Genomic DNA, 20,403 nt, shown 5'->3' with positions numbered 1-20,403 from the left:
TCCAGGAGGCGAACAGGGATGGTTCAGACAGACACACTTATTATCGAACAACTTGAACTAAACGGCGACGAGATGACGCCAATCATGATTTTTCAACAACTGAGCGGAACACAGAAATGTTTGCTTGAAAGTTCTGCGCATACGGATCAAGGACGGTATTCGATCATCGGTGTTGATCCGGTGGAGATGATTCGCGCAGAGGGACGGACCGTGACGCGGGAACAGTTGACGACAGGTCGATTGACGCAGGAAACGGGTGATCCAGTACGACTGATGCAACAGATGATCCTCCGGGGTGGAGTTGAAGAAGACCTTCCGTTTTTAGCGGGTGGGATCGGATATGTCGGTTACGACATGATGCGCGCCTATGAAACGCTCGGAGCGGTTCCGGAACAAACGCGCCAACTACCGGACGCGCTGCTCGCCGTATACGACCAAATCATCCTGTTCGATCATCTCGAGCATCGTGTTCATTTGATTCAAACGTCACTTGGTGGCATCACTGATCGTGATGAATTACGTCAACGTTTAGCAGAACGGAAAGCGCAACTTGAGCAACCACGGGAGCGAACGGACATCGAGCGTCCACTCCGGGATGTCGTCTATGAACCGTTAATGGATCAAGAGACGTTTGAAGGACTCGTCGAACAAGCGAAGAGACACATCCGCCAAGGCGACGTCTTCCAACTGGTTCTCTCGCAACGACTTGATGCGACGTTCTCAGGTGATCCGTTCCAATTTTATCGGAAGCTCCGCAAGGACAATCCGAGCCCTTATCTCTTCTATATCGACTTAGGCGAAGCAATCGTACTCGGGGCCTCCCCGGAAAGTTTGGTCCAAGTCAAAGGGAATCGCGTGACGACGAATCCGATTGCCGGTACACGCCGCCGGGGGAAGACGAAAGAGGAAGATGGACGGTTAGCAGAAGAGTTGCTGCACGACGAGAAGGAACGAGCGGAACATCGAATGCTTGTCGATCTTGGACGCAACGACTTAGGACGGATTTGCCAAATTGGTACCGTCGAGGTGACGCGATTCATGCAAATCGAACGATTCAAGAACGTTATGCATCTCGTCTCGGTCGTTGAAGGTACGTTAGCAGACGGGAAGACTGGAGCAGACGCACTCGTCTCTTGTCTACCGGCAGGGACGGTCACGGGAGCTCCGAAAATCCGAGCGATGCAGTTGATCGACCAGTACGAGCAGGTGAAACGAGAAGTATATGCCGGGGCGGTCGGCTATTTCGATGTTCGGGGGAATATGGATTTTGCCCTCGCTATCCGGACGATGGTGATCAAGGATGGTGTCGCTTCTGTTCAAGCAGGAGCTGGCATCGTCTACGACTCGATTCCACGCCTCGAGTACCAGGAGACGTTACACAAAGCGAAATCACTACTGGAGGTTTGGAAATGATCGTCCTAATTGATAATTATGATTCTTTTACCTATAACCTATACCAATACGCATCCGTTTATACGGACGTTCACGTCATTCGAAACGATGCGGTCAGCATCGAAGAACTACGCGAGATGAAACCAGACGGCATCATCCTTTCACCCGGTCCCGGTCGCCCGGCTGACGCTGGCATCTGCATCGATCTCATTCGTCAATTATCGGGTCAAGTACCAATTCTCGGTGTCTGTCTCGGACATCAGGCAATCGGCGAAGCATTCGGAGGACGCGTCGTCGAAGCACCGGTCATCATGCACGGAAAGACATCGATGATCCGACAATCGGGACAACTCTTCGACGACATGACGGAAACGTTAGAGGTCATGCGCTATCATTCGCTGATCGTCGCTCGCAACGACTTACCGACGGAGCTCGTCATCACAGCAGAAACGGATGACCGGACGATCATGGCACTCAAGCACCGGACGCATCCGACCTTCGGAATCCAGTTCCATCCTGAATCTGTCGGAACACCACAAGGACAGCAGATGATTAAACGATTCATTGAATTGACAAAGGAGTGACGAACGATGAAAGAGACGTTATTGAAATTAGCAGAAGCAAAACATTTACGATATGAAGAAATGCAACAGGCAGCACGCGAACTGTTTGCGGAAGACGTGACCGATAGCGAAATTGCCGCTTTTCTCGTCGCATTGAAAGCAAAAGGGGAGACTGCAGAAGAATTAGCCGGTCTTGCTTCGATCATGCGCGAGGTCGCCCTCGACATTCCGGTCACCGGCGATTTCATGGATAACTGCGGCACTGGAGGCGACGGCTCACAATCGTTCAACATCAGTACGACAGCTGCCTTCGTTCTGGCAGGTGCCGGCATGAAAGTCGCGAAGCACGGGAATCGGAGTGTCTCGAGTAAAACGGGCAGCGCTGATGTGCTCGAAGCACTCGGGGTTTCGCTCGATGCGACACCGGAACGTTTAGCAGAACAGCTCGAGTCGAACGGAATCGCCTTCTTGTTTGCGCAACGGATGCACCCACGCGTCAAGCAAATCATGAAGGTCCGACGCGATCTGCGGATTCCAACGATCTTTAACTTGATCGGGCCGTTGACGAATCCGGTCCCGCTCAAGACACAACTATTAGGAATTTACCGGGAGGATATGCTCGAGACGATGGCGTTGACATTGCATCGACTCGGGCGGAAGCGAGCAATCGTCTTACATGGTGCGAATGGAATGGATGAAGCATCCCTTGCCGGAACGAACCAACTCGTCTTACTCGACGAAGGTGAGCTGATTCGCTTCAGTCTTCACCCGGAGGAAGTCGGACTGAAGACCGCACCGCTTGAAGCAATTCGCGGAGGTAGTGCACAAGAGAATGCGGCGATTTTACTCCGTGTTCTTGGTGGAGAGCATGGTGCTTATCGCGACACGGTTCTACTCAATGCGGGAATTGCTCTCTTTGCAGCAAATCGAGCGAAGACGATCGAAGAAGGAATCGCCTTAGCAGCAGATAGCATCGACTCAGGACGGGCGATGGAACGATTGAACCAATTACGACAAATGACACGGGAGGAAGCAATCGGATGAATATCTTAGATCGCATCATCGAAACGAAACGAGCGGAAGTCCTGCAATTAAAATTAAACGGGGTCGAACGGATCAGTCGGGAGGCATTGAAGCCGTCGATTAAGCAACGACTAGCGGGAGCGGATTTATCCGTCATCGCGGAAATCAAACGAGCGTCGCCATCAAAAGGGGCAATCGCACTCGACGTCGATGTCGTCGCTCAGGCAAAACAATATGAAGCGAGTGGGGCGACCGTCATCTCCGTCTTGACGGACGAGACGTACTTCAAAGGGTCGATGGACGATTTAGCGGCAGTCGCTGCAGCAGTCGACATCCCGGTGCTTTGTAAGGACTTCATGATTGATCGGATTCAAATCGACCGGGCAAAAGCACATGGGGCACGGTTGATTCTCTTAATTGTCGCCGCTCTCGAGCAGGAGACGCTTGCTGACTTGTATGCGTATGCTTACGCAGAAGGACTTGAGGTCTTGGTCGAAGTCCATGACGAAGAGGAGTTACGCCGAGCAGAGGCGATTGGTGCGCAAATCATTGGCATCAACAACCGGAACTTGAAAAAGTTCGAAGTTGATTTACAGATATCGGTCGGATTACTCGAACAAAAACAACCGGACGTCCGGTATATCAGTGAGAGTGGCATCAAGACGGTCGAGGAAGCACAGCGATTACACGCTGCCGGTGCAGACGGGATCCTCGTCGGCGAGACGTTGATGCGGGCAGACGATCCGCAAGTCTTCATCCGAGAAGTGAGTGGCGTTCGCGTATGACACGGATTAAGTTCTGTGGTCTCCGGGAAAGAGAACATGTCGAAGCGGCAGTTCGCTTAGCGGACTACATCGGCTTTATCTTTGCTAAAAGTAAACGACAGGTCACGCTGGAAGAGGCGGCTCGTCTCAGACGCGACATTCCAAAAACGGTCCAAGTCGTCGGTGTCTTCGTCTCCCCGACTTACCAGCAGGTGACCGACGCGGTCGAACAAGTCGCGCTAGATCTCGTCCAAATTCATGGTGTCATTCCGGACGGAGAGTTACCAGTTCCCGTCATTCAAGCGATTCCGGTGACGGACATCGGACAAGTAGAGCAACAGACGGATTATTTGCTCGTTGACGCACCGGTTGCTGGAAGTGGCGAGACATTCGACTGGTCACGAGACATTCAAGCCGATCGACCACTGTTCATTGCCGGTGGCTTGACAGCAGGAAACGTCGGAGAAGCAATCAAACGATATCACCCGTTCGCCGTCGATGTCTCAAGTGGCATCGAGACGGATGGACGGAAAGATCCCATCAAAATGCAGGCATTCGCAGATGCCGTAAAGGAGAGAGAAGTATGAGCTACGCACAACCAGATACACTCGGACAATACGGTAAATACGGAGGACGCTACATCCCGGAAACATTGATGCACGCGGTGATCGAACTCGAAGAAGCTTACGCAACGGTAAAAGAAGATCCAGCGTTTCAAGCGCGAATGGACGAGTTATTGAAAGAATACGTCGGACGTGAAACACCACTTTATTTTGCCGAACATTTGACGCAAACGATCGGTGGCGCAAAGATCTATTTGAAACGAGAAGACTTGAACCATACCGGTGCCCATAAAATCAACAATACGATCGGTCAAGCGTTACTGGCTGAACGGATGGGGAAACGAAAAATCGTTGCTGAGACAGGGGCAGGACAACACGGTGTCGCGACAGCGACGGTCTGTGCCTTACTCGATCTCGAGTGTGTCATCTTCATGGGAGAAGAGGACGTCCGTCGTCAAGAATTGAACGTCTTCCGGATGGAGTTACTTGGAGCAACCGTCATCCCGGTCACACAGGGCAGTCGGACACTCAAAGATGCCGTCAATGAAGCACTCCGTTACTGGGTCAAACATGTCGAAGATACGCATTACTTGATGGGTTCTGTTCTCGGACCCCACCCATTCCCGCAACTCGTCCGTGATTTCCAAGCAGTCATCGGAAAAGAGACACGACGCCAAATCATCGAAAAAGAGGGGCGTCTACCAGAGGCGATCGTCGCTTGTGTCGGCGGCGGTAGTAATGCGATCGGGATGTTCCACCCGTTCATCGATGATACAGATGTAAAATTGTATGGCATTGAAGCGGCGGGCAGCGGAATCGACACAGAGAAACACGCAGCGACGATGACAAAAGGAGAGGTCGGTGTCTTGCACGGCTCGATGATGTATCTCTTACAGGATGCGCACGGTCAAGTACAAGAAGCGCATTCGATCTCAGCTGGACTCGATTACCCGGGTGTCGGACCGGAGCATAGCTTGCTAAAAGATATCGGTCGCGTCCAATATGAAGCGGTGACCGATGAACAAGCACTCGAAGCACTCCAGTTGTTGAGCCGCAAGGAGGGAATCATCCCGGCACTTGAGTCGGCACACGCGATTGCCTACGCGACTCAACTCGCGGCAGAGATGGACAAGGAAGAGATTCTCGTCATCTGCTTATCAGGACGGGGCGATAAAGACGTCGTCACTGTCAGAAACGCACTAAAGGGGGAAGCGTGATGCGATTAGAAACAGCCATTCGTACCGTTACGAGCAAAGGGGAGAAAGCCTTCATTCCGTACGTCATGGGGGGAGACGGAGGGATTGATCAACTCCCGGAAATCCTGTCGTTTCTCGCTGAATCCGGAGCGACAGCGATTGAAGTCGGTGTTCCGTTTTCGGATCCTGTCGCTGACGGTCCAGTCATTCAAGAAGCGGGACTCCGGGCGCTAGAAGCGAACGTTGGACTGAAGGATGTCCTCGAGGCAGTTCGCGTTGCTCGTCAGACCGTCGATGTTCCTGTCGTCTTGATGACGTACTTAAATCCGATTTTCCGCTACGGATTAACGGCGTTTCTAGCGACATGTCGCAAAGTCGGGGTCGATGGACTGATCATTCCTGATTTGCCGCTTGAGCAGAGCGAACAGTTTTTCGAGCAAGAGGACAAATCGGACATCGCGCTCGTCCAGCTCGTCTCCTTGACGAGTCCGATGGAGCGGATTCAAAAGATTGCCGATAAAAGTGAAGGATTCCTCTATGCGGTCACGGTCAACGGAACGACAGGTGGACAGACGACGTTTGATACGGCGCTTGAAGACCACTTAGCGAACGTCGCAGCAAATAGTCCAGTACCAGTCCTTGCCGGGTTCGGGATCAGTACACCGGAACACGTCAAACAATTGAGCCGCCCAGTCTCGGGGGTCATCGTCGGCAGTAAAATCGTCGATTTACTGCATCAGAACGATCGAGAAACAATTCAACAGTTGATGGCAGCACGTCTTGCGACGACGCCGTCGCATTAATAAAAAGGATTTGACTCAAAAGTCAGTCTATACAAAGATAAGGGTGGCAGAATGATGATCTGCCACCCTTATCTCGTAACAAAAAGAATGACGCGTCACACACCACTCTTACAGGATCAGGCGCATTTATGCGCTGTTAGAGACGAACAAGACCCGCTTTTCTGCTTGAATGAAGCAGGAAAGATGGCTTGTGTCTCACCTGAGGAAAGGGTGTGAAAAGACGCGTCATTCTTTTTTTGAGTCAGCTTCTTTTTCGTATAGATGTCACTGTTGAACGAGCGACTTCTGCAAGCTCGTATACAGTGGTTCGAATCCGAGTTCCTCATAAAATGTGGCGGCACGATCGTTGACCGCCCAGACGTTCAATCGAACCGCAGCAACACCTCGCTCGAGCGCGAGTTCTTCTGCCGCCTGCATTAACTGGCGACCAATTCCGGATGAACGATGGGAAGCGTTGACACCGACGTCAGTGATGTTCAAGATCCGGACAGGCGTGAATCGATTGGCTGCTGGCGCTGTCCACTTACCAAACAAGTAACCGGTGATGTCGTCTCCGTTGAGTGCCGTCAGACAGAGGTGTTGTTCTGAATCGAGCATTTGTCCTAATGACTCGAGCGTGTATGGCGTCAAAACATCCGGATGAAAATGAGACGATAACCGCTTATGATGCTCGAACGTCTCTGCCGTCAAAGAAAGCAGGACAGGGAGGTCTGAAGTACGGCTCGTGCGGATCATCAAGTAATCACTCCGATCATCGATTTTGTTTGAGTACTTCGGCGACGAGTCCCGATACATACGGACTGCCACGATCTTCTTTTTCGACCGATTCGATCATGATGGCAACGAGAAGATCTTTTTTGTCGTTGTCGTAACCGACAAAGAAGCCATTCTCTTTTCCATCGGTTTCGCCTGCTTTTTTCAATTCTGCCGTTCCGGTCTTACCGGCAACATCGACTTCCTTGATGTCAGCTGGGAGCGTATAACCGTTATGGACGACGTCATAAAGATCATCGCGAATCATCTTCGCGTCTTTCGCATCCAGTAGATCCTTTTTAAAGACTTGCTTCGTTTTTTCCTCTTGTAAAAGGGTCGGACGATAGATTGTTCCGTCAGTCAGGAAAATTTCATACATCGACGCTAGATGTAGAATGTTCGTCAGCATCTGTCCTTGTCCGTAGGACGTATCCATCAGCTGTCCATCTGAAGCAATCGTCCCGTCGTTTGAGATTTGAGAAGCGCGTAACGGATACGCAAACGGTAGCTTCTCTCCGTAGCCGAGGGCTTCAAGTCCAGACGTGAACGCCTTCGTTCCGACCTGTTCGAGTGTGGAGCGGGCGAAATAGATGTTGTCTGAATAAACGAGCGCATTGTGCAGATTAACGGGTGCTGGCGTCTCGTGAATCCGCGTGACGTTAAAACCATCGATCTTATTTTTCAGTCCATTGATTGTATAGGCTTTTTCCGGGTCGAGTGTTCCACTCTTTAAACCAACCGCGGCCGTTAGGGGTTTTTGAGTCGAACCGGGTGCGAAAGCACTCGTGAATCGGTTCAACAATGGTTGATCCGGATCCTGCGTCAATTCATCGAGTCGCGCTTGCGAGATCCCTGACATGAATTCAAAAGGATCAAAGCCAGGGGAGCTGAGTAAGACACGTGTCTCACCAGTCCGCGGATCGATTGCCGATGCCGTTCCTGGATCTTCTTTCATCGTGTCATACGTCTTTTTCTGAAGCGTAGCATCAATCGTCAACGGGATGTCCTCACCATCCGACGGTTTCGTTTCAGCGACGGTGACGCTTGATCCGTCTTTCTTTTGTAGAATGATCGAAGCTCCGGCTTTACCGCGTAAGCGATCATCAAGGACTTGTTCGAGACCCCGTTTCCCAATCTGTTCGCCAGCTTGGATTTTATTTTTTGATTCTTTAATCTCGTCTGCTGTCGCCGAACCGATATAACCGATCAAGTGTGAAGCGGCCTTCCCGAGTGGATATGTTCGGACTTCCGTCTCTTTAACGCTGATACCTGGAATGTCACGCAATTTCGCAACCGTTGCTTCGTCGGTCAGTGTTTTGAGCGGAACGAATTGTCCGTCCTTGACCCAACTTGCTTTTAAGGAATCTTCGACCGATGAGGTCGGGCGATCGAGCAACTCGGCAACTTGTGCGACATCTTTAAGTTGTCCTGCAGTTGCGCCGACAGCATATCCTTTACCAGAGGTCGCGAGCGGTTTATCGTTCGCATCAAGTAAATCACCGCGTTTGCCTTCTACGGTTTGTAACTGAACTTTATCTTCTTTCTTAAAGTCTTTTAGAACAAACGAAGAGTCCCAGTCAATGAACCAGTTTTCCGTTTCTCCTTGTTTCTCGAATGTTAACGGGACTTGTTTATCATAAGCAACGGCTCCTGCAACCGTATCAAAGGAGATTTGTACGGGAAGGGACGCTTTTTCGTCATCCGTTGCTTCCTCTGCTTTTTTTCGCTCGACGGATAACTTTTTGATATCAAGTGTTTTCGACAACTGTTTTGTCCGGTCGATGAATTCTTTTTTACCATATTCTTTTTTAGTAGCCGTACTCGCGTACGTATACATTTTATCGTAATCTTGTTTTTCCCAAAGTTTGATGTAGGCATCAAGACGTTCTTCAGGTGTCGGCTGATCTTGACATCCGGCAAGTAACGTCACACCAAACGTCGCTGATAAAAGAAGAGGGATCGTTCGTTTCATGGGTTTCGCCTCCGTTGTGGATTAGACTCATAATCATACCGTACCACTCCTGTCAGGAGATTTCATCTGAAACACAAAACCGGACTTCTCATGGAGAGAAGTCCGGTGAATCAAGCTTAGTTGAAGTAATTGAGTGGATTGACACTGTTTGCAGCAGACGTTCCGCTGTAGACGTAAGGACCACGATGCATTTCAAAATGGAGATGCGCACCAAACGCGTTACCTGTTGCACCAATCGTACCGATTTTCGATCCTTTTGCAATCGTCTGTCCGACCGAAACGGAGCGACTATTTAAGTGTGCATACACCGTCGTATATTGGATGCCGTTGACGGTATGCGTCATCATGACGTGATTTCCGTATGCGCCGTAATAACGGGATGTGATGACTTTACCAGCGGCTGATGCATAGACAGGTGTACCTGTTGGAGCGCCGATATCGATGCCGTTATGGAACGTATAACCGTAAACGCCACTTGCAGCACCATATCCTTGCGTGATTGGACCGCTTGCTGGACGCGAGAAGCCAGTCGTTGCTTTTGTTGAAGTCGTTGTGCTGTATTTTTTTACGTATGTAGAAGAAACGTAGCGTGATGCGCCACCGTATGAAATTTTTGTCCATGAACCAGAAACACCAAGATAATTGAATGTCTGTCCTGTATTGACGCTACCGACGATTTTATAAGCTGTTGATGGACCTGTACGAACACGAAGTCCGTCTGCCATGACCTTTACTTTATATGTCGTTGCAGCTTCAACTTTCGAAGCACTCGTTGTTGCAAAACCTGAAACTACCAAAGCTGTCATTGTCATTGTTGTAAGTAAACGTTTCATTGAGTGTATTTCCTCCTTAAAAATCTGAAGCGACAGAACTGATCATTACAAAATTGTAAGATTTTATGTATATTTATTTATTTTAGGGAATGATTTTTCGCCTGAGATGATTATAGCATCGTCAATAACACAAAAATATTTCAAATGTATTTCAAAATTATGCGTTATTAACATATATTGTAATGGATTAATAAGTAAAAAAGAACTGACGAAGAGTCAGTTCTTTTTTCTATGAAACCTATACTGTTATTCAATGGAAGAGGGTGAAAACACAGTCAAATGTTGTGGGAGTACCTCGACAGTCACGGGAACATGACCTGCTGTATCCCCATCGGCATTAATCGGCAATTCTTCTTTCGAGCGAATTTCGACACGTGTCGTCGTGAAGTGTTCGATTTGATCGGCTTTTGATAATCCACCCGTGATGAGTTTGGGTAATGCTTGGAGCGCATCAAAGAATCCAAGCTTCGTAATGATGAACCCATGTAGCAGTCCATCATCGACTTTTGCGTCTTCTGCAAACGATTCGAACCCACCAACGGAATTCGTCAAGGCGATAATCAACAAGTGTGCTTCTCCATCGAATTGTTTCTCAGCAGAATCAATTTCAATCGGATAGGGACTATGATCCTTGAAGGCTTTTAGACCTTCAATGAAATAAGCGACCGATCCGAGTGACGTTTTTTGTTCGACACTGACCTCCTCGACGGCTTCTGCAATCAGACCAACAGCGATGACGTTCATGAAGTAATGGTCATCATATTTACCGATATCGAGCGGTCGGGCAGGGGCATCAGCTAGAATCTGGATCGCCTCTTCGGGATCCGTCGGGATGTGTAATGCGCGCGATAAGTCATTGACCGTTCCGAGTGGGACGATCCCGAGTGTTGGCCGATGCGGTTGCTCGGCGATTCCGGTGATGACTTCATTGACCGTTCCGTCACCTCCCATGGCGATGACAGCGTCGTAATTAGACTGGGCGGCATGACGCGCGAATTCCGTCGCATCGTGTTCTTTTTCCGTAAACCGGACGTCGACGGTTTCAAAGCGAGTAGCAAGCGTCTCTTCAGCGAGCGTCGCGTGTTTTTTTCCGAGTTCTTTTCCAGAAGACGGGTTGATGATCAACATGGCTTGAGACAAGATGAATTCCTCCTTTGACGTATCTGTTCCTATTTTCCCGAGTCAAAGGAGGACTAATCATGTTAGTTCAAGTTTCTAGAATTAAGCGCTCATACAAACCTTCAATTTTTTGTAACAATGCTTCTTTTTTCATCTCGACCGTCATCCATTCTTCTTCCTCGGATACATGAGAGAGAATGGCATCAAGATGTACGACTTGAAATTCTAGCTCTTCAATTTGTTGTTCGATGGACTGTTCTTTCGCAGGCGCATTCGAACGCTTTGAAATACTCGATTTCTTCTCATGATTTATTTGAGGTGGTGTGGCACGAACGGCTTGTCGTTTCTCCACTGCGTAAGCATAGCTTCCAGCATACGAAGTAATTTGGCGGTCAAGCCAAATGATTCTCGAGAAAAGACGATTCAAGAAATAGCGATCGTGTGAGACGGCAATCAATGTACCAGAAAAATTCTCGAGTGCTTCTTCGAGTGTCTCTCTTGATTCAATATCTAAATGATTCGTCGGCTCATCGAGAATCAAGACGTTAATCGACGAATGAACGAGGACGGCGAGTTGCAATCGCACCCGCTCGCCTCCGCTCAGTGACAAAATGGACCGAAAGACAGTTGGTCCAAAGAACAGGAACCGGGCAAGGATATGGCGGGCTTCCGCTTCTGGAACGGCAATCCGGTCTCTAAACCAGTCGATTAACCGCGCGTCCTCTTCGAAATGGGCATGCTGGGACAGGAAACCGATCCGATTCGATGGTCCACGCGTGAGTGTGCCTGCGTCTGGTGATAATTCGTCAAGCAGCAGTGAGAGCAACGTCGATTTTCCGCTTCCATTCGTTCCGACAATCGCGATCCGATCCTGTGCCATGATCTCGAACGAGACGTCATCAAAAATGTGGTGGGTTCCGTAAGCAAACGAGAGTTCTTCAGCGCGAAAGACGACTTGGCTCGTGTGATCAGTGGAAGAGAAGGAGACATCAGCGGTTTTGGCTTCGAGTTGTGGTCGTTTAATCCGTTCGATCCGCTCGAGTGCTCGTTCCATTGATTTTGCTTTACGGAATAATTTCTCACTCGGTGGAGACGCTTCGTTTGCCCATTGCCGGAGTCGACGAATCGCTTCCTTCATTTTCTTTATTTTTTTCTGTTGCTCTTGGTAGGCGTGGAACTGTTCCATCAAGCGACGTTCACGTTCGACGACGAACGCGCTGTAGTTCCCTATATAGGTTGTCAGTTCACCGTCCTCGAGTTCAACGATCGAGGTGACGACGGCGTCTAAGAAGACCCGGTCGTGAGAGACGAGCAGGATGGTTCCTGTGTAGTCCCGTAAGAACTGCTCCAGCCATTCCACGGCAGCTAAATCAAGATGGTTCGTCGGTTCGTCAAGAATGAGCAGATTTGGCTCCATGAGTAACATGCGACCGAGACAAATCTTCGTCTGTTCACCACCACTCAACTGGTGGAAAGGACGAGTGAGTAACGGACGAAGGTGTAACCCGTTCACCATGCGCTCGATTTTCGAGTCGAGTAGATAGCCATCCTTTTGTTCGAACGCATTCGTCGCTTCCGCATATCGTGCGAGTAACGCATCAAGATTCTCTGGTGCTGTCGCCATCATTTGCTCCAACTGTTGCATCCGAGAACGGATCGCGAGGATGTCTTCAAACGCTGTCCAAAGGACGTCGAGTCCGGTCATCGTCTCACTATAAACAGGAAGTTGTTCCAAATAGCCGATCGTCAAACCGCTCTTTTGATAGATGACACCACCGTCCGGTTGCTCAAGGCGAGCAAGCAAGCGGAGTAATGTCGTCTTGCCACTCCCGTTTCGTCCAATTAGACCGACACGGTCGTGTTCGTTTAAGAAGAGGGAAACATCCGTTAAAATTGTCTCGCCTCCGAATTGTTTGGTTAGGTGTTGAATGTCGCAAATCATCATAGTAAGTCGATCCTTTCGCGCGCATCAAAAAAAGGAGAGCGCAAATAGCACTCTCCATCACGTGTGAAAGATGCGCTTTGCTGTATTTTTCAATCATGAAGTTCTAAAAAAGGGCAGACGGGTGCCTTAGAACGCCATTCCATGAAAAATCGCGCGCAACAGATACAATTGTTCCATCAACCAGTGTTTGCACGCGGCAAAGTCCATCTTTTCACACCACCTTTCGTTTCAGATACATCTAGTTTACTATTTTTTTGTCAGTTACGGAAGTCTGAATTATTTGAACACACCCGCGATTGAACTGAAGAAGTCACTGAGTCCATCAAATAATTTAGCGAAAAATCCTTTCGTTTCTTCTGAAGTTGCGAACGCGTGGATGTCTTGTCCCGCATTTTTCAATCCACTCTCGATTTGTCCCCAGTTGATGTTCGCTTGCTCCATTTGATTGAACAGATTCGTCAGCCGGTCCATTTGTGCGTCAGACAACTGGATATTGTTGTTTTGAATGACTTGGACGATCAGATTTTCGATTTCGACTTTGGTTTCCGGTTTTTGATTGGCGATCTCAGCCTTGATCTCATTCATCAAGTCAGCCACCTTATCCGTTCCGACCGTTTTTCCAACGTCTGATGTGACTGATAATTCTTGCTGTGCTAGATCCTTGCGTTCGTCACTTAACTTTATCCCGGTTTCAGCGGAAGTTTGATCGTACGCCTTCATTATTCCTGTCAGTGCCGATGTCCCGGTCACCTTGTAAGGGGAAGTAATCGTGATGTCGGCATCTTTGACACCCGCTGTGACGAGAGCGTTGAGATACATATCCTTCGTCACCCATGTGATGTTTTCCGTCGAGACGGAGAGTCCATCTCCTTTTTCCGTCAGTTCGATTTTAGCCGACGAATACATGTTGCCGCCTTTTTGCGACTGTGGGATGTTTTTCCCGAGATATTTTTCCTCGTCAGCAGAAGTGGCGATGATCGGTGTGATCCCTTCCGGTGCATTGAGACGTGAAAGCACCCATGCTTTATCTTTTGCGCCGAGCGACTCCCCGAGTGTGACGATCGTCTTATCGACGACTTGTTCGGCGGATGCGGCTGTTGGGAGTAATAAAGCAGAAGCGATAACGGCTGATGCCATGATTTTTGTTGGTGTATGCATAATGAAATCCTCCAATTGTAAGTAACAGAATGAATTATAGTATCAGGTACTAAAGTTAGTGTACGAGAACGAAAGAAGTTCGGAATCGGTCTGCAGATGGAGACGATATCCGTCTTCTGACACTCCATAGTATAGCGAAAAGGAGACAACTTGACTTCCGTTTTCAGCATGCTATAGTGAATTTGAATCGAATAATGACCACTAGGGGAGTCGGTAGACCGACTGAGACGAACGAAGACGTTCGGACCCTTTGAACCTGATTAAGTTCGTACTTACGGAGGGAAGTGGCGTCAAGTCTTGTTCTTCTTGCGCCATGCCCGTGTGTTTCGGGGTGGTGTTTTTTCGTTTCATAACTAAACGAGGAGGATGAGATCATGACATTCACACAAGAAATCAAACAAGCGGCACAAGCGTATTGGGATAGTAGTTTTACGCACCCATTCGTACAAGGAATCGGGGAGGGGACGTTACCGCTCTCGAAATTTCGGCATTACGTCATGCAGGATGCCTATTACTTAAAACACTTTGCGAAGATTCAAGCGAAGGCAGCGTCAAAAGCAGACGACTTCGCGACGATTGCGACACTTGCCGAGCATGCTACTTCGACTTACGAGGCAGAGTTGAGCTTACATCAATCATTTTTTGAGCCGCTCGGTATTACGGAAGCAGATCTTGAAGCATTTGAACCGGCACCGACAGCATATGCGTATGTCTCGCACATGCATCATGCGAGTGAAGGAACGCTCGGTGAGACGATTGCTGCCATCTTGCCATGTTACTGGTTGTATTATGAAGTCGGGCAACAATTACTAACGTGTACACCGGAAGAAAAAATCTATCAGCAATGGATCGACACGTATAGCTCGGAATGGTTTGAAAAGGTCGTCTTTGAACAGATTGCACGGCTTGATGCGCTGGCGGAGCAAGCGAGCCCGACGGAACGCGAGCGGATGAAACGTCATTTCGTGACGAGTTGTTACTATGAGTTACTCTTCTGGCACATGGGGTGGACGGAAGAGACATTTGCGTCAGTTTACGAAACGATTCCAGCACGAGCGGTATCTTCTTGAATCACTAGATGGTAGAATTAGGAATACCATTTAGTGAGAGTAGGGATTGGAATGGAAATCATCGTGATCGCACTTGTGATCCTCGCGGCATATGCTATGCAACGAATGCTTGGTAAAGTCAAAGTAAGATTTGTAGGACTTATCATCCCAACGTTGATCGTGTTATCCGGTATATCCGCATCGACTCGAAACTTTAAGGTAGCGTATAGCATGGGAAGCTATATTTCTGCTGTTCTTGTCATCGTCGTCTATGCACTGCTGACTTATTGGTTATACCGCGTCTACCATCGTGCGAAAGAAGAAGCTGAATATCCGTATCAATCATTAAAAGACCGAGGCATCCTTTAAGGAGCTTCGGTCTTTTGGTGTATCACGTCATCATTTTTTCCAGTTTTTAAAGCCGTCACCGAATTCGAGATGCAGTTGATCGGTAAAGACACCGTTCTTAAAGACCGGCACATCAACCGGTAAAGTGCCTTGCGGTTTGAACGTTCCGAAGATTGCTCGGATACCTGCAGGCAGGTTCGGTCCCGCTGATTTTAGATTGCCTGCTTCGGAGTCTGGACCGTTTGGATCACCTTTGAAGCCATAGACGAGGACGTGTGCCGGTGCGTCCGGTTGAACGGCGACATCGTATGGGTTACGGAGACTGAGCAGGACGGATGGTGTATCCGTTTGTTTCGCATAGCGGAAGATCGAAGCCGGAATCGCTTGTTCTGGTGCAGTAGGTAGTAGTTTAGCACTCGTGTTGACGTTGGAACCGACGATGATGTAATCTGCTGCATCGAGTTGCGCCCGTAATGTCGGGTTTTGGTCGAGCGGTAGCGTAGTAGCCGAGTAATTCGCTGTCGTCACGTGCCAGTTCCGATTCTTCGGTAGGGAAGCGATCGTTTTTTTCATGCTGTCCGTTTGATCCGCCGCAGGAGCGATCACAAGAACGTTGGCATTCTTTTTCGGTTTGAATGGTAAGGTCCGCTGATCATTTTTCACGAGTGTGACCGCGGCTTCCGTCATCGCACGTTCTTTTGCTTTATGCTCGGGACTACCGACGATTTGGTTCGATTGCGCGATTTTTTCAGCTAGGGATGTCGAATCAGTCGTACCGTTCCAAATTCCGCGTTCTGCTTTCAGTGTCAGAATCCGCTCAACCGATTGATCGATCCGTTCCTCTGAGAGGCGACCATCTTTGACTGCTGCGATCACATCCTTGAAAATCCGGTCGAGTTTTGTGACATCCTGCTCGGAACGAAGGATCGTCGGCATGAGCGCGATATCGACACCGGCGTCAAACGTCTTTAAGACGGCTTCTGATTCCGTGAAGTTGTCGGCGATCGCCTGCATGTTCAACGCGTCTGTGATGACGATGCCATCGTAGCCAAGTTTTTCGCGCAGTACGCCCGTGATGACATCATCCGATAACGTCGCAGGTAAAGGGAAGGTACCATTTGTCGACGTGACGACTTCAGGTTCGATTTGCGGCATCCCGATGTGTCCTGTCATGATCATATCGATGTCTTCAGCAATAGCTCGCTTGAACGGTACGAGCTCGACTTGTTCTAGCTCCTGCAGGGACCGGTCAACGACCGGTAATCCATAGTGGGAATCGGTCGCCGTATCGCCGTGACCCGGGAAGTGTTTGGCGGTCGCTGCGACACCTTCAGACTGAATTCCCTTCATTAGAGCGGAACCGAGTGTGCCGACGAGCTCCGGATCACTCGAGAACGAGCGGACACCAATGACAGGATTTCCAGGATTGCTGTTGACGTCGAGAACCGGACCAAAGTTGACATTGATGCCGAGCGCACGCAGTTCCGAACCGATGATATGACCGGCATCATTGGCATATGTGCTACTGCGGGTCGCACCTAACGCCATATTGCCAGGTAAGTTCGTCCCTGTTCCGAGCCGAGTAACGATTCCACCTTCTTGGTCGATCGTGACGAAGAGCGGAATATCGTTGCTAGCATCTTGTTTGACGACTTCTTGCAGATCATGAACGAGTTTCGTCGTCTGTTCGGTTTCGCTGACGTTCTCAGCAAACAAGATGACGCCGCCTAAATCATAGCGATCGATGATATTCGCGACTTCTGGGGCAAGCGACGTATGATTGCTGCCATTCCACTGCCGGAAGTCCGGCATGATCATTTGCCCGATTTTTTGTTCGAGTGTCATCGTGTCGATTTTGTGACTGATCCGATCGGCTGAAGATCCTGCCTCTGCCATGACAGGTAAACTACTTGAGACGAGTACTGCTGCGAGTCCGGCTGTTAACGTGAACTGTCCGATTTTTTTCATGATGTACGTCCTCCTTTAGTCAAACCGTGACTGGAATTCTTTTCAATACGGACAGTATAGCAAGGTGTTTGTTTTAAAACAATATTTTATTTGTAAACGATTTCAAATTGAAATAAATTTCAAAGATGTTTTTAGACAAACTGACTTGAATGAAAAAAAGTGACTCCCCCTGAAGAGGAATCACTTTCAAGTAAAGTCGATCGATTGATCAGCTATAGCGTTCCACGATGCTTGTCAGCTGACGTTCGACGAACGATTGATCCTGCAGTTCACTATTGGACAGACGCAGTTTGATCATCGACTCATCCGCACCAGCCATTTCACTGAATAATGAACCAAGACTGTGCGCACGACGGTCGACTTGGACGATTAAATCAATCCCTGAGCTGTCTTGAAGCATGATGATTTCGATCTCATCCAGTTTATGGGCGTAGTGTGTATTGCGAGCTGAATACTCAAGCTCCTGAGCAATCGGTAAATCTTTCCGGAATCGTCCAGGTAATTTTTCCGTATCGGCTTTTTTCAATCGGAAGCCAAGTGACTCCATCGCGTCTAAGACTGTCGCTTGGTAGCGGTTTGCTTCGACGATGACGGCGTCACGGTCCGATGGATCGACGGCTTGAGCGATGTCGAGTCCCGTCTCGATCCACGATTTCGATTGACTGACGGAGAGTGGTGTATTCAGCGGTACGCGTAATGTAAAGGGAATTTCCCGCTCGACACCCGCTTCAATCGTGAACTTCGCTTCATTTAAGGCAAATCGGTCGAGCGTGAAGGTCGTAAACGTCGTGCTATCATTGACTTCTTGTTTGTACTGCGTGTTGAATTCAAGATAAATTCGATCAATTTCTTGATCGACGTTTCCACCCTTGATATGGACGACACCGTGAATTTGACCGCCTGGTTCACAGCGGTCATCCGTCAAGCGTGTATCGACCGTTGCGGCACCGATTCCGATTTGTGAGAGAATTTTTTTGAACAAGATGAATTCCTCCTTTTGATTACGTACGAATGATAAAGCGTGTAAACTTGTCGAACAGGTACGAATTTGCTACAGTTTCGAAAGAACATCAGAAAAGGACGGGACGACTAGTGGAACTACATGAATTAAAAGCGAGTCTTGCCTCGCAAATCACGCAAGGAACACTGATCCATGCAACGATAAGTAATCCGCGTCAAAAATCAAATGATCTCCGACGAATCAAGGTAAAACCGATTCTATTAAGAGATACGGTGATGATGCAGGTAGAGTTTCAATTTGAACGCGTTATGAAGCATGAAAATATTTTAATTGACGATTTCGTCGGACGACTCGATGACTGGTTCACGGAATTCCGTCAATTCTTATTCCGTTTTGAAGAAGAAGAATGGCAATTCCAGCTCTCGAAAAAGATGAAAGTCGCGATCAAGACATCCAAAAAGGAGCCGATGAAAGCTCTCTTGTCGCATGACCGAAAAAAAACCTATCTATTAGAAGACGGTGTGCCGGTTCCGTTTCTGATTCGCTTAGGCGTCATGACGGAAGCGGGTCAAGTCAAAAAACAGAAGTATGATAAGTTTAAACAAATCAATCGCTTTCTTGAATTCGTTGAGGATAGCATTGCTGCCTTGCCAAAAGGAAAAAAACTCCGGATCTTGGACTTCGGATGCGGGAAGTCGTATTTGACGTTCGCTCTCTATCATTATCTAAAAGTCGTCAAAGGATTCGACCTCGAAGTGACAGGTCTTGATTTAAAGAAAGAAGTCATCGAAGAATGTACGCAAATTGCGCGTGATCTGGATTATACCGATCTGACATTCCGCGTCGGGGACGTTCATGATTACACAGGGGAGACGGAAGTCGACCTGATGGTGACACTTCACGCTTGTGATGTCGCGACGGACGTCGCACTCGCACGAGCTGTCGACTGGAATGCATCAGTCATCCTGAGCGTACCGTGCTGTCAAAAGGAATTGAACCGTCAACTGGACTGTTCGCCACTCGATGTCATGCTCCAGCACGGACTGATCAAAGAAAAATTCGCATCACTGGCGACAGATTCGATTCGTGCTGAGTTGCTAACACTGGTCGGATATGAAGCGCAACTTCTCGAATTCATTGATCTCGAGCACACACCGAAGAACATCTTGATTCGAGCATACAAACAAAACAAGCGACCAACGGAAGAGAAAATCGATCGTTACATCGCGTTCTGTGATTTGTTGCATGCCCGACCATTTTTAGAAACTGAATTAAGCGGCAGACTTGGACAGATTTCACCGAAACTCGTACAATAAGAAGGAGAACGAATCAAAGGAGGCAATACGATGGATTTCCAAATGTATTTTGAAGATGTCGTCCAAACAGCCCGCAAAGAAGCGCAAGCTGCTGGATTTGAAGAATTAACGACGCCAGAGAGCGTGGATGAAGCAATGAAACGCGAAGGGCTAACACTTGTCCTTGTCAATTCGGTGTGTGGATGTGCTGGCGGGATCGCCCGTCCTGCTGCAGCGTACGTTAATCGGAAAGAGGGTATCAAGCCCGATCATTTCGTCACGGTATTCGCTGGACAAGATCGCGAAGCGACAGACCGTGCGCGTGAATACTTCGAAGGTTACCCACCTTCATCTCCATCATTTGCATTAATGCAAGATGGAAACATCCTCTCGATGGTCGAGCGCTTCGACATCGAATCGTTCACGGCGGAAGAGGTCGTCGAGAAACTTGAATCATTGATTGAAATCTACGCATAAGCAAAGAAGGCTCCTGATAAAGGAGTCTTTTTTTGCGTATTCATGAGATTAAAATAATAAATTTTAAAATTGAAAGCGTTTGCAAAATTGTATAAAAAGTCATTTATGCATGATTTATGAATAGAAACTCAAAAAAATTTATATATTTATGCTTTACAGTGAATAAATATTCGTATATCCTAAAAGCAATAGAACAGGTCAGGCTTTTCGGTATTGAATTG

General features: G+C 48.5%; 19 protein-coding genes and 1 riboswitch. Of the genes, 11 read left to right on the top strand and 8 right to left on the bottom strand.

Translation table 11 applies throughout. The features are described 5' to 3' along the window. The first annotated feature begins 18 nt into the window (after nucleotides 1-18). The 7 genes from trpE to trpA are packed head-to-tail and all read left to right on the top strand — an operon-like array spanning nucleotide 19 to nucleotide 6,304. Nucleotides 19-1,413: an anthranilate synthase component I gene (gene trpE / locus ASF99_RS02645; RefSeq protein WP_055966843.1), complete on the top strand. Its 1,395-nt coding sequence runs from the start codon at nucleotides 19-21 to the stop codon at nucleotides 1,411-1,413. Further along, entirely contained in the window at nucleotides 1,410-1,976 is a 567-nt protein-coding gene (locus tag ASF99_RS17550) for an anthranilate synthase component II (protein ID WP_055966841.1), read from the top strand. Before trpE ends, ASF99_RS17550 begins: the two co-directional genes overlap by 4 nt. A gap of 6 nt (nucleotides 1,977-1,982) precedes the next feature. Continuing rightward, nucleotides 1,983-2,999 (top strand): anthranilate phosphoribosyltransferase, encoded by a 1,017-nt coding sequence (gene trpD / locus ASF99_RS17545; protein WP_035398277.1) that lies wholly within the window; start codon nucleotides 1,983-1,985, stop codon nucleotides 2,997-2,999. Further along, nucleotides 2,996-3,763 carry an indole-3-glycerol phosphate synthase TrpC gene (trpC, locus tag ASF99_RS02630; protein ID WP_035398275.1) on the top strand — a complete coding sequence of 256 codons (768 nt, stop codon included), beginning with the start codon at nucleotides 2,996-2,998 and terminating at the stop codon, nucleotides 3,761-3,763. Before trpD ends, trpC begins: the two co-directional genes overlap by 4 nt. Next, a complete protein-coding gene (locus tag ASF99_RS02625; protein ID WP_035398273.1) occupies nucleotides 3,760-4,329 on the top strand; it encodes a phosphoribosylanthranilate isomerase in 570 nt (189 codons plus the stop codon). The genes trpC and ASF99_RS02625 overlap by 4 nt, the downstream gene beginning before the upstream one ends. Beyond that, a complete protein-coding gene (gene trpB, locus ASF99_RS02620) occupies nucleotides 4,326-5,522 on the top strand; it encodes a tryptophan synthase subunit beta (RefSeq protein WP_023467602.1) in 1,197 nt (398 codons plus the stop codon). Before ASF99_RS02625 ends, trpB begins: the two co-directional genes overlap by 4 nt. Then, complete coding sequence (gene trpA, locus ASF99_RS02615; protein ID WP_055966839.1) at nucleotides 5,522-6,304, top strand: tryptophan synthase subunit alpha; 783 nt, start codon at nucleotides 5,522-5,524, stop codon at nucleotides 6,302-6,304. Before trpB ends, trpA begins: the two co-directional genes overlap by 1 nt. A 264-nt stretch (nucleotides 6,305-6,568) precedes the next feature. On the opposite strand, the gene ASF99_RS02610 is transcribed toward trpA, so the two are convergent. The 6 genes from ASF99_RS02610 to ASF99_RS02585 all read right to left on the bottom strand — a co-directional run bounded on the left by ASF99_RS02610 (nucleotide 6,569) and on the right by ASF99_RS02585 (nucleotide 14,084). Next, complete coding sequence (locus ASF99_RS02610) at nucleotides 6,569-7,039, bottom strand: GNAT family N-acetyltransferase (RefSeq protein ID WP_055966836.1); 471 nt, start codon at nucleotides 7,037-7,039, stop codon at nucleotides 6,569-6,571. A 16-nt stretch (nucleotides 7,040-7,055) separates the two neighbouring features. Next, the gene (locus ASF99_RS02605; RefSeq protein WP_055966833.1) at nucleotides 7,056-9,029 is read right to left on the bottom strand and encodes a penicillin-binding transpeptidase domain-containing protein; all 1,974 of its coding nucleotides are present in this window, start codon (nucleotides 9,027-9,029) and stop codon (nucleotides 7,056-7,058) included. Between the two features lie 116 nt (nucleotides 9,030-9,145). Beyond that, nucleotides 9,146-9,862 carry a peptidoglycan DD-metalloendopeptidase family protein gene (locus ASF99_RS02600; protein ID WP_055966831.1) on the bottom strand — a complete coding sequence of 239 codons (717 nt, stop codon included), beginning with the start codon at nucleotides 9,860-9,862 and terminating at the stop codon, nucleotides 9,146-9,148. A gap of 246 nt (nucleotides 9,863-10,108) precedes the next feature. Next, nucleotides 10,109-11,002 (bottom strand): diacylglycerol/lipid kinase family protein, encoded by an 894-nt coding sequence (locus tag ASF99_RS02595; RefSeq protein WP_035398267.1) that lies wholly within the window; start codon nucleotides 11,000-11,002, stop codon nucleotides 10,109-10,111. Nucleotides 11,003-11,069: 67 nt separating this feature from the next. Then, nucleotides 11,070-12,926 (bottom strand): ribosomal protection-like ABC-F family protein, encoded by a 1,857-nt coding sequence (gene abc-f / locus ASF99_RS02590; protein WP_055966828.1) that lies wholly within the window; start codon nucleotides 12,924-12,926, stop codon nucleotides 11,070-11,072. Between the two features lie 276 nt (nucleotides 12,927-13,202). Further along, a complete protein-coding gene (locus ASF99_RS02585; RefSeq protein WP_023467610.1) occupies nucleotides 13,203-14,084 on the bottom strand; it encodes a DUF1002 domain-containing protein in 882 nt (293 codons plus the stop codon). A 193-nt stretch (nucleotides 14,085-14,277) separates the two neighbouring features. Then, nucleotides 14,278-14,384, top strand: a riboswitch (TPP riboswitch). Between the two features lie 74 nt (nucleotides 14,385-14,458). On the opposite strand from ASF99_RS02585, the gene tenA reads away from it, so the two are divergent. Beyond that, entirely contained in the window at nucleotides 14,459-15,154 is a 696-nt protein-coding gene (gene tenA, locus ASF99_RS02580) for a thiaminase II (protein WP_055966824.1), read from the top strand. A gap of 51 nt (nucleotides 15,155-15,205) precedes the next feature. Then, complete coding sequence (locus ASF99_RS02575) at nucleotides 15,206-15,502, top strand: hypothetical protein (RefSeq protein ID WP_035398258.1); 297 nt, start codon at nucleotides 15,206-15,208, stop codon at nucleotides 15,500-15,502. A gap of 30 nt (nucleotides 15,503-15,532) precedes the next feature. Here ASF99_RS02575 and ASF99_RS02570 read toward each other — a convergent pair whose 3' ends face one another. Further along, nucleotides 15,533-17,449, bottom strand: coding sequence for a glycoside hydrolase family 3 protein (locus ASF99_RS02570; protein WP_055966821.1), 1,917 nt, complete (start codon nucleotides 17,447-17,449; stop codon nucleotides 15,533-15,535). 208 nt (nucleotides 17,450-17,657) lie between these two features. After that, entirely contained in the window at nucleotides 17,658-18,431 is a 774-nt protein-coding gene (locus ASF99_RS02565) for a sporulation protein (RefSeq protein ID WP_023467614.1), read from the bottom strand. A 110-nt stretch (nucleotides 18,432-18,541) separates the two neighbouring features. Here ASF99_RS02565 and ASF99_RS02560 point away from each other — a divergent pair, with 110 nt between their 5' ends. Both ASF99_RS02560 and ASF99_RS02555 read left to right on the top strand, forming a co-directional pair. Further along, on the top strand, nucleotides 18,542-19,726 hold the full coding sequence (locus tag ASF99_RS02560; protein ID WP_055966820.1) for a class I SAM-dependent methyltransferase: 1,185 nt from the start codon (nucleotides 18,542-18,544) through the stop codon (nucleotides 19,724-19,726). 30 nt (nucleotides 19,727-19,756) lie between these two features. After that, nucleotides 19,757-20,182, top strand: a complete 426-nt coding sequence (locus ASF99_RS02555; protein WP_023467616.1) for a BrxA/BrxB family bacilliredoxin — start codon at nucleotides 19,757-19,759, stop codon at nucleotides 20,180-20,182. Nucleotides 20,183-20,403 lie beyond the last annotated feature (221 nt).

This window comes from Exiguobacterium sp. Leaf187, from assembly GCF_001423925.1.
In the GTDB taxonomy this organism is placed as follows: Bacteria; Bacillota; Bacilli; order Exiguobacteriales; family Exiguobacteriaceae; genus Exiguobacterium_A; species Exiguobacterium_A indicum.
The sequence above is the reverse complement of the archived record's forward strand: the minus strand, read 5'-3'. Positions and strand labels throughout refer to the sequence as shown.

Bases quoted from the DNA above. Each gene is read 5' to 3' on its own strand.
- trpA (WP_055966839.1), top strand. From the start codon at position 5,522: ATGCGATTAGAAACAGCCATTCGTACCGTTACGAGCAAAGGGGAGAAA.
- ASF99_RS02575 (WP_035398258.1), top strand. From the start codon at position 15,206: ATGGAAATCATCGTGATCGCACTTGTGATCCTCGCGGCATATGCTATG.
- ASF99_RS17550 (WP_055966841.1), top strand. From the start codon at position 1,410: ATGATCGTCCTAATTGATAATTATGATTCTTTTACCTATAACCTATAC.
- trpE (WP_055966843.1), top strand. From the start codon at position 19: ATGGTTCAGACAGACACACTTATTATCGAACAACTTGAACTAAACGGC.
- trpD (WP_035398277.1), top strand. From the start codon at position 1,983: ATGAAAGAGACGTTATTGAAATTAGCAGAAGCAAAACATTTACGATAT.
- ASF99_RS02605 (WP_055966833.1), bottom strand. From the start codon at position 9,029: ATGAAACGAACGATCCCTCTTCTTTTATCAGCGACGTTTGGTGTGACG.
- ASF99_RS02555 (WP_023467616.1), top strand. From the start codon at position 19,757: ATGGATTTCCAAATGTATTTTGAAGATGTCGTCCAAACAGCCCGCAAA.
- ASF99_RS02570 (WP_055966821.1), bottom strand. From the start codon at position 17,449: ATGAAAAAAATCGGACAGTTCACGTTAACAGCCGGACTCGCAGCAGTA.
- ASF99_RS02585 (WP_023467610.1), bottom strand. From the start codon at position 14,084: ATGCATACACCAACAAAAATCATGGCATCAGCCGTTATCGCTTCTGCT.
- trpC (WP_035398275.1), top strand. From the start codon at position 2,996: ATGAATATCTTAGATCGCATCATCGAAACGAAACGAGCGGAAGTCCTG.
- ASF99_RS02600 (WP_055966831.1), bottom strand. From the start codon at position 9,862: ATGAAACGTTTACTTACAACAATGACAATGACAGCTTTGGTAGTTTCA.
- abc-f (WP_055966828.1), bottom strand. From the start codon at position 12,926: ATGATGATTTGCGACATTCAACACCTAACCAAACAATTCGGAGGCGAG.
- ASF99_RS02610 (WP_055966836.1), bottom strand. From the start codon at position 7,039: ATGATCCGCACGAGCCGTACTTCAGACCTCCCTGTCCTGCTTTCTTTG.
- trpB (WP_023467602.1), top strand. From the start codon at position 4,326: ATGAGCTACGCACAACCAGATACACTCGGACAATACGGTAAATACGGA.
- ASF99_RS02625 (WP_035398273.1), top strand. From the start codon at position 3,760: ATGACACGGATTAAGTTCTGTGGTCTCCGGGAAAGAGAACATGTCGAA.
- tenA (WP_055966824.1), top strand. From the start codon at position 14,459: ATGACATTCACACAAGAAATCAAACAAGCGGCACAAGCGTATTGGGAT.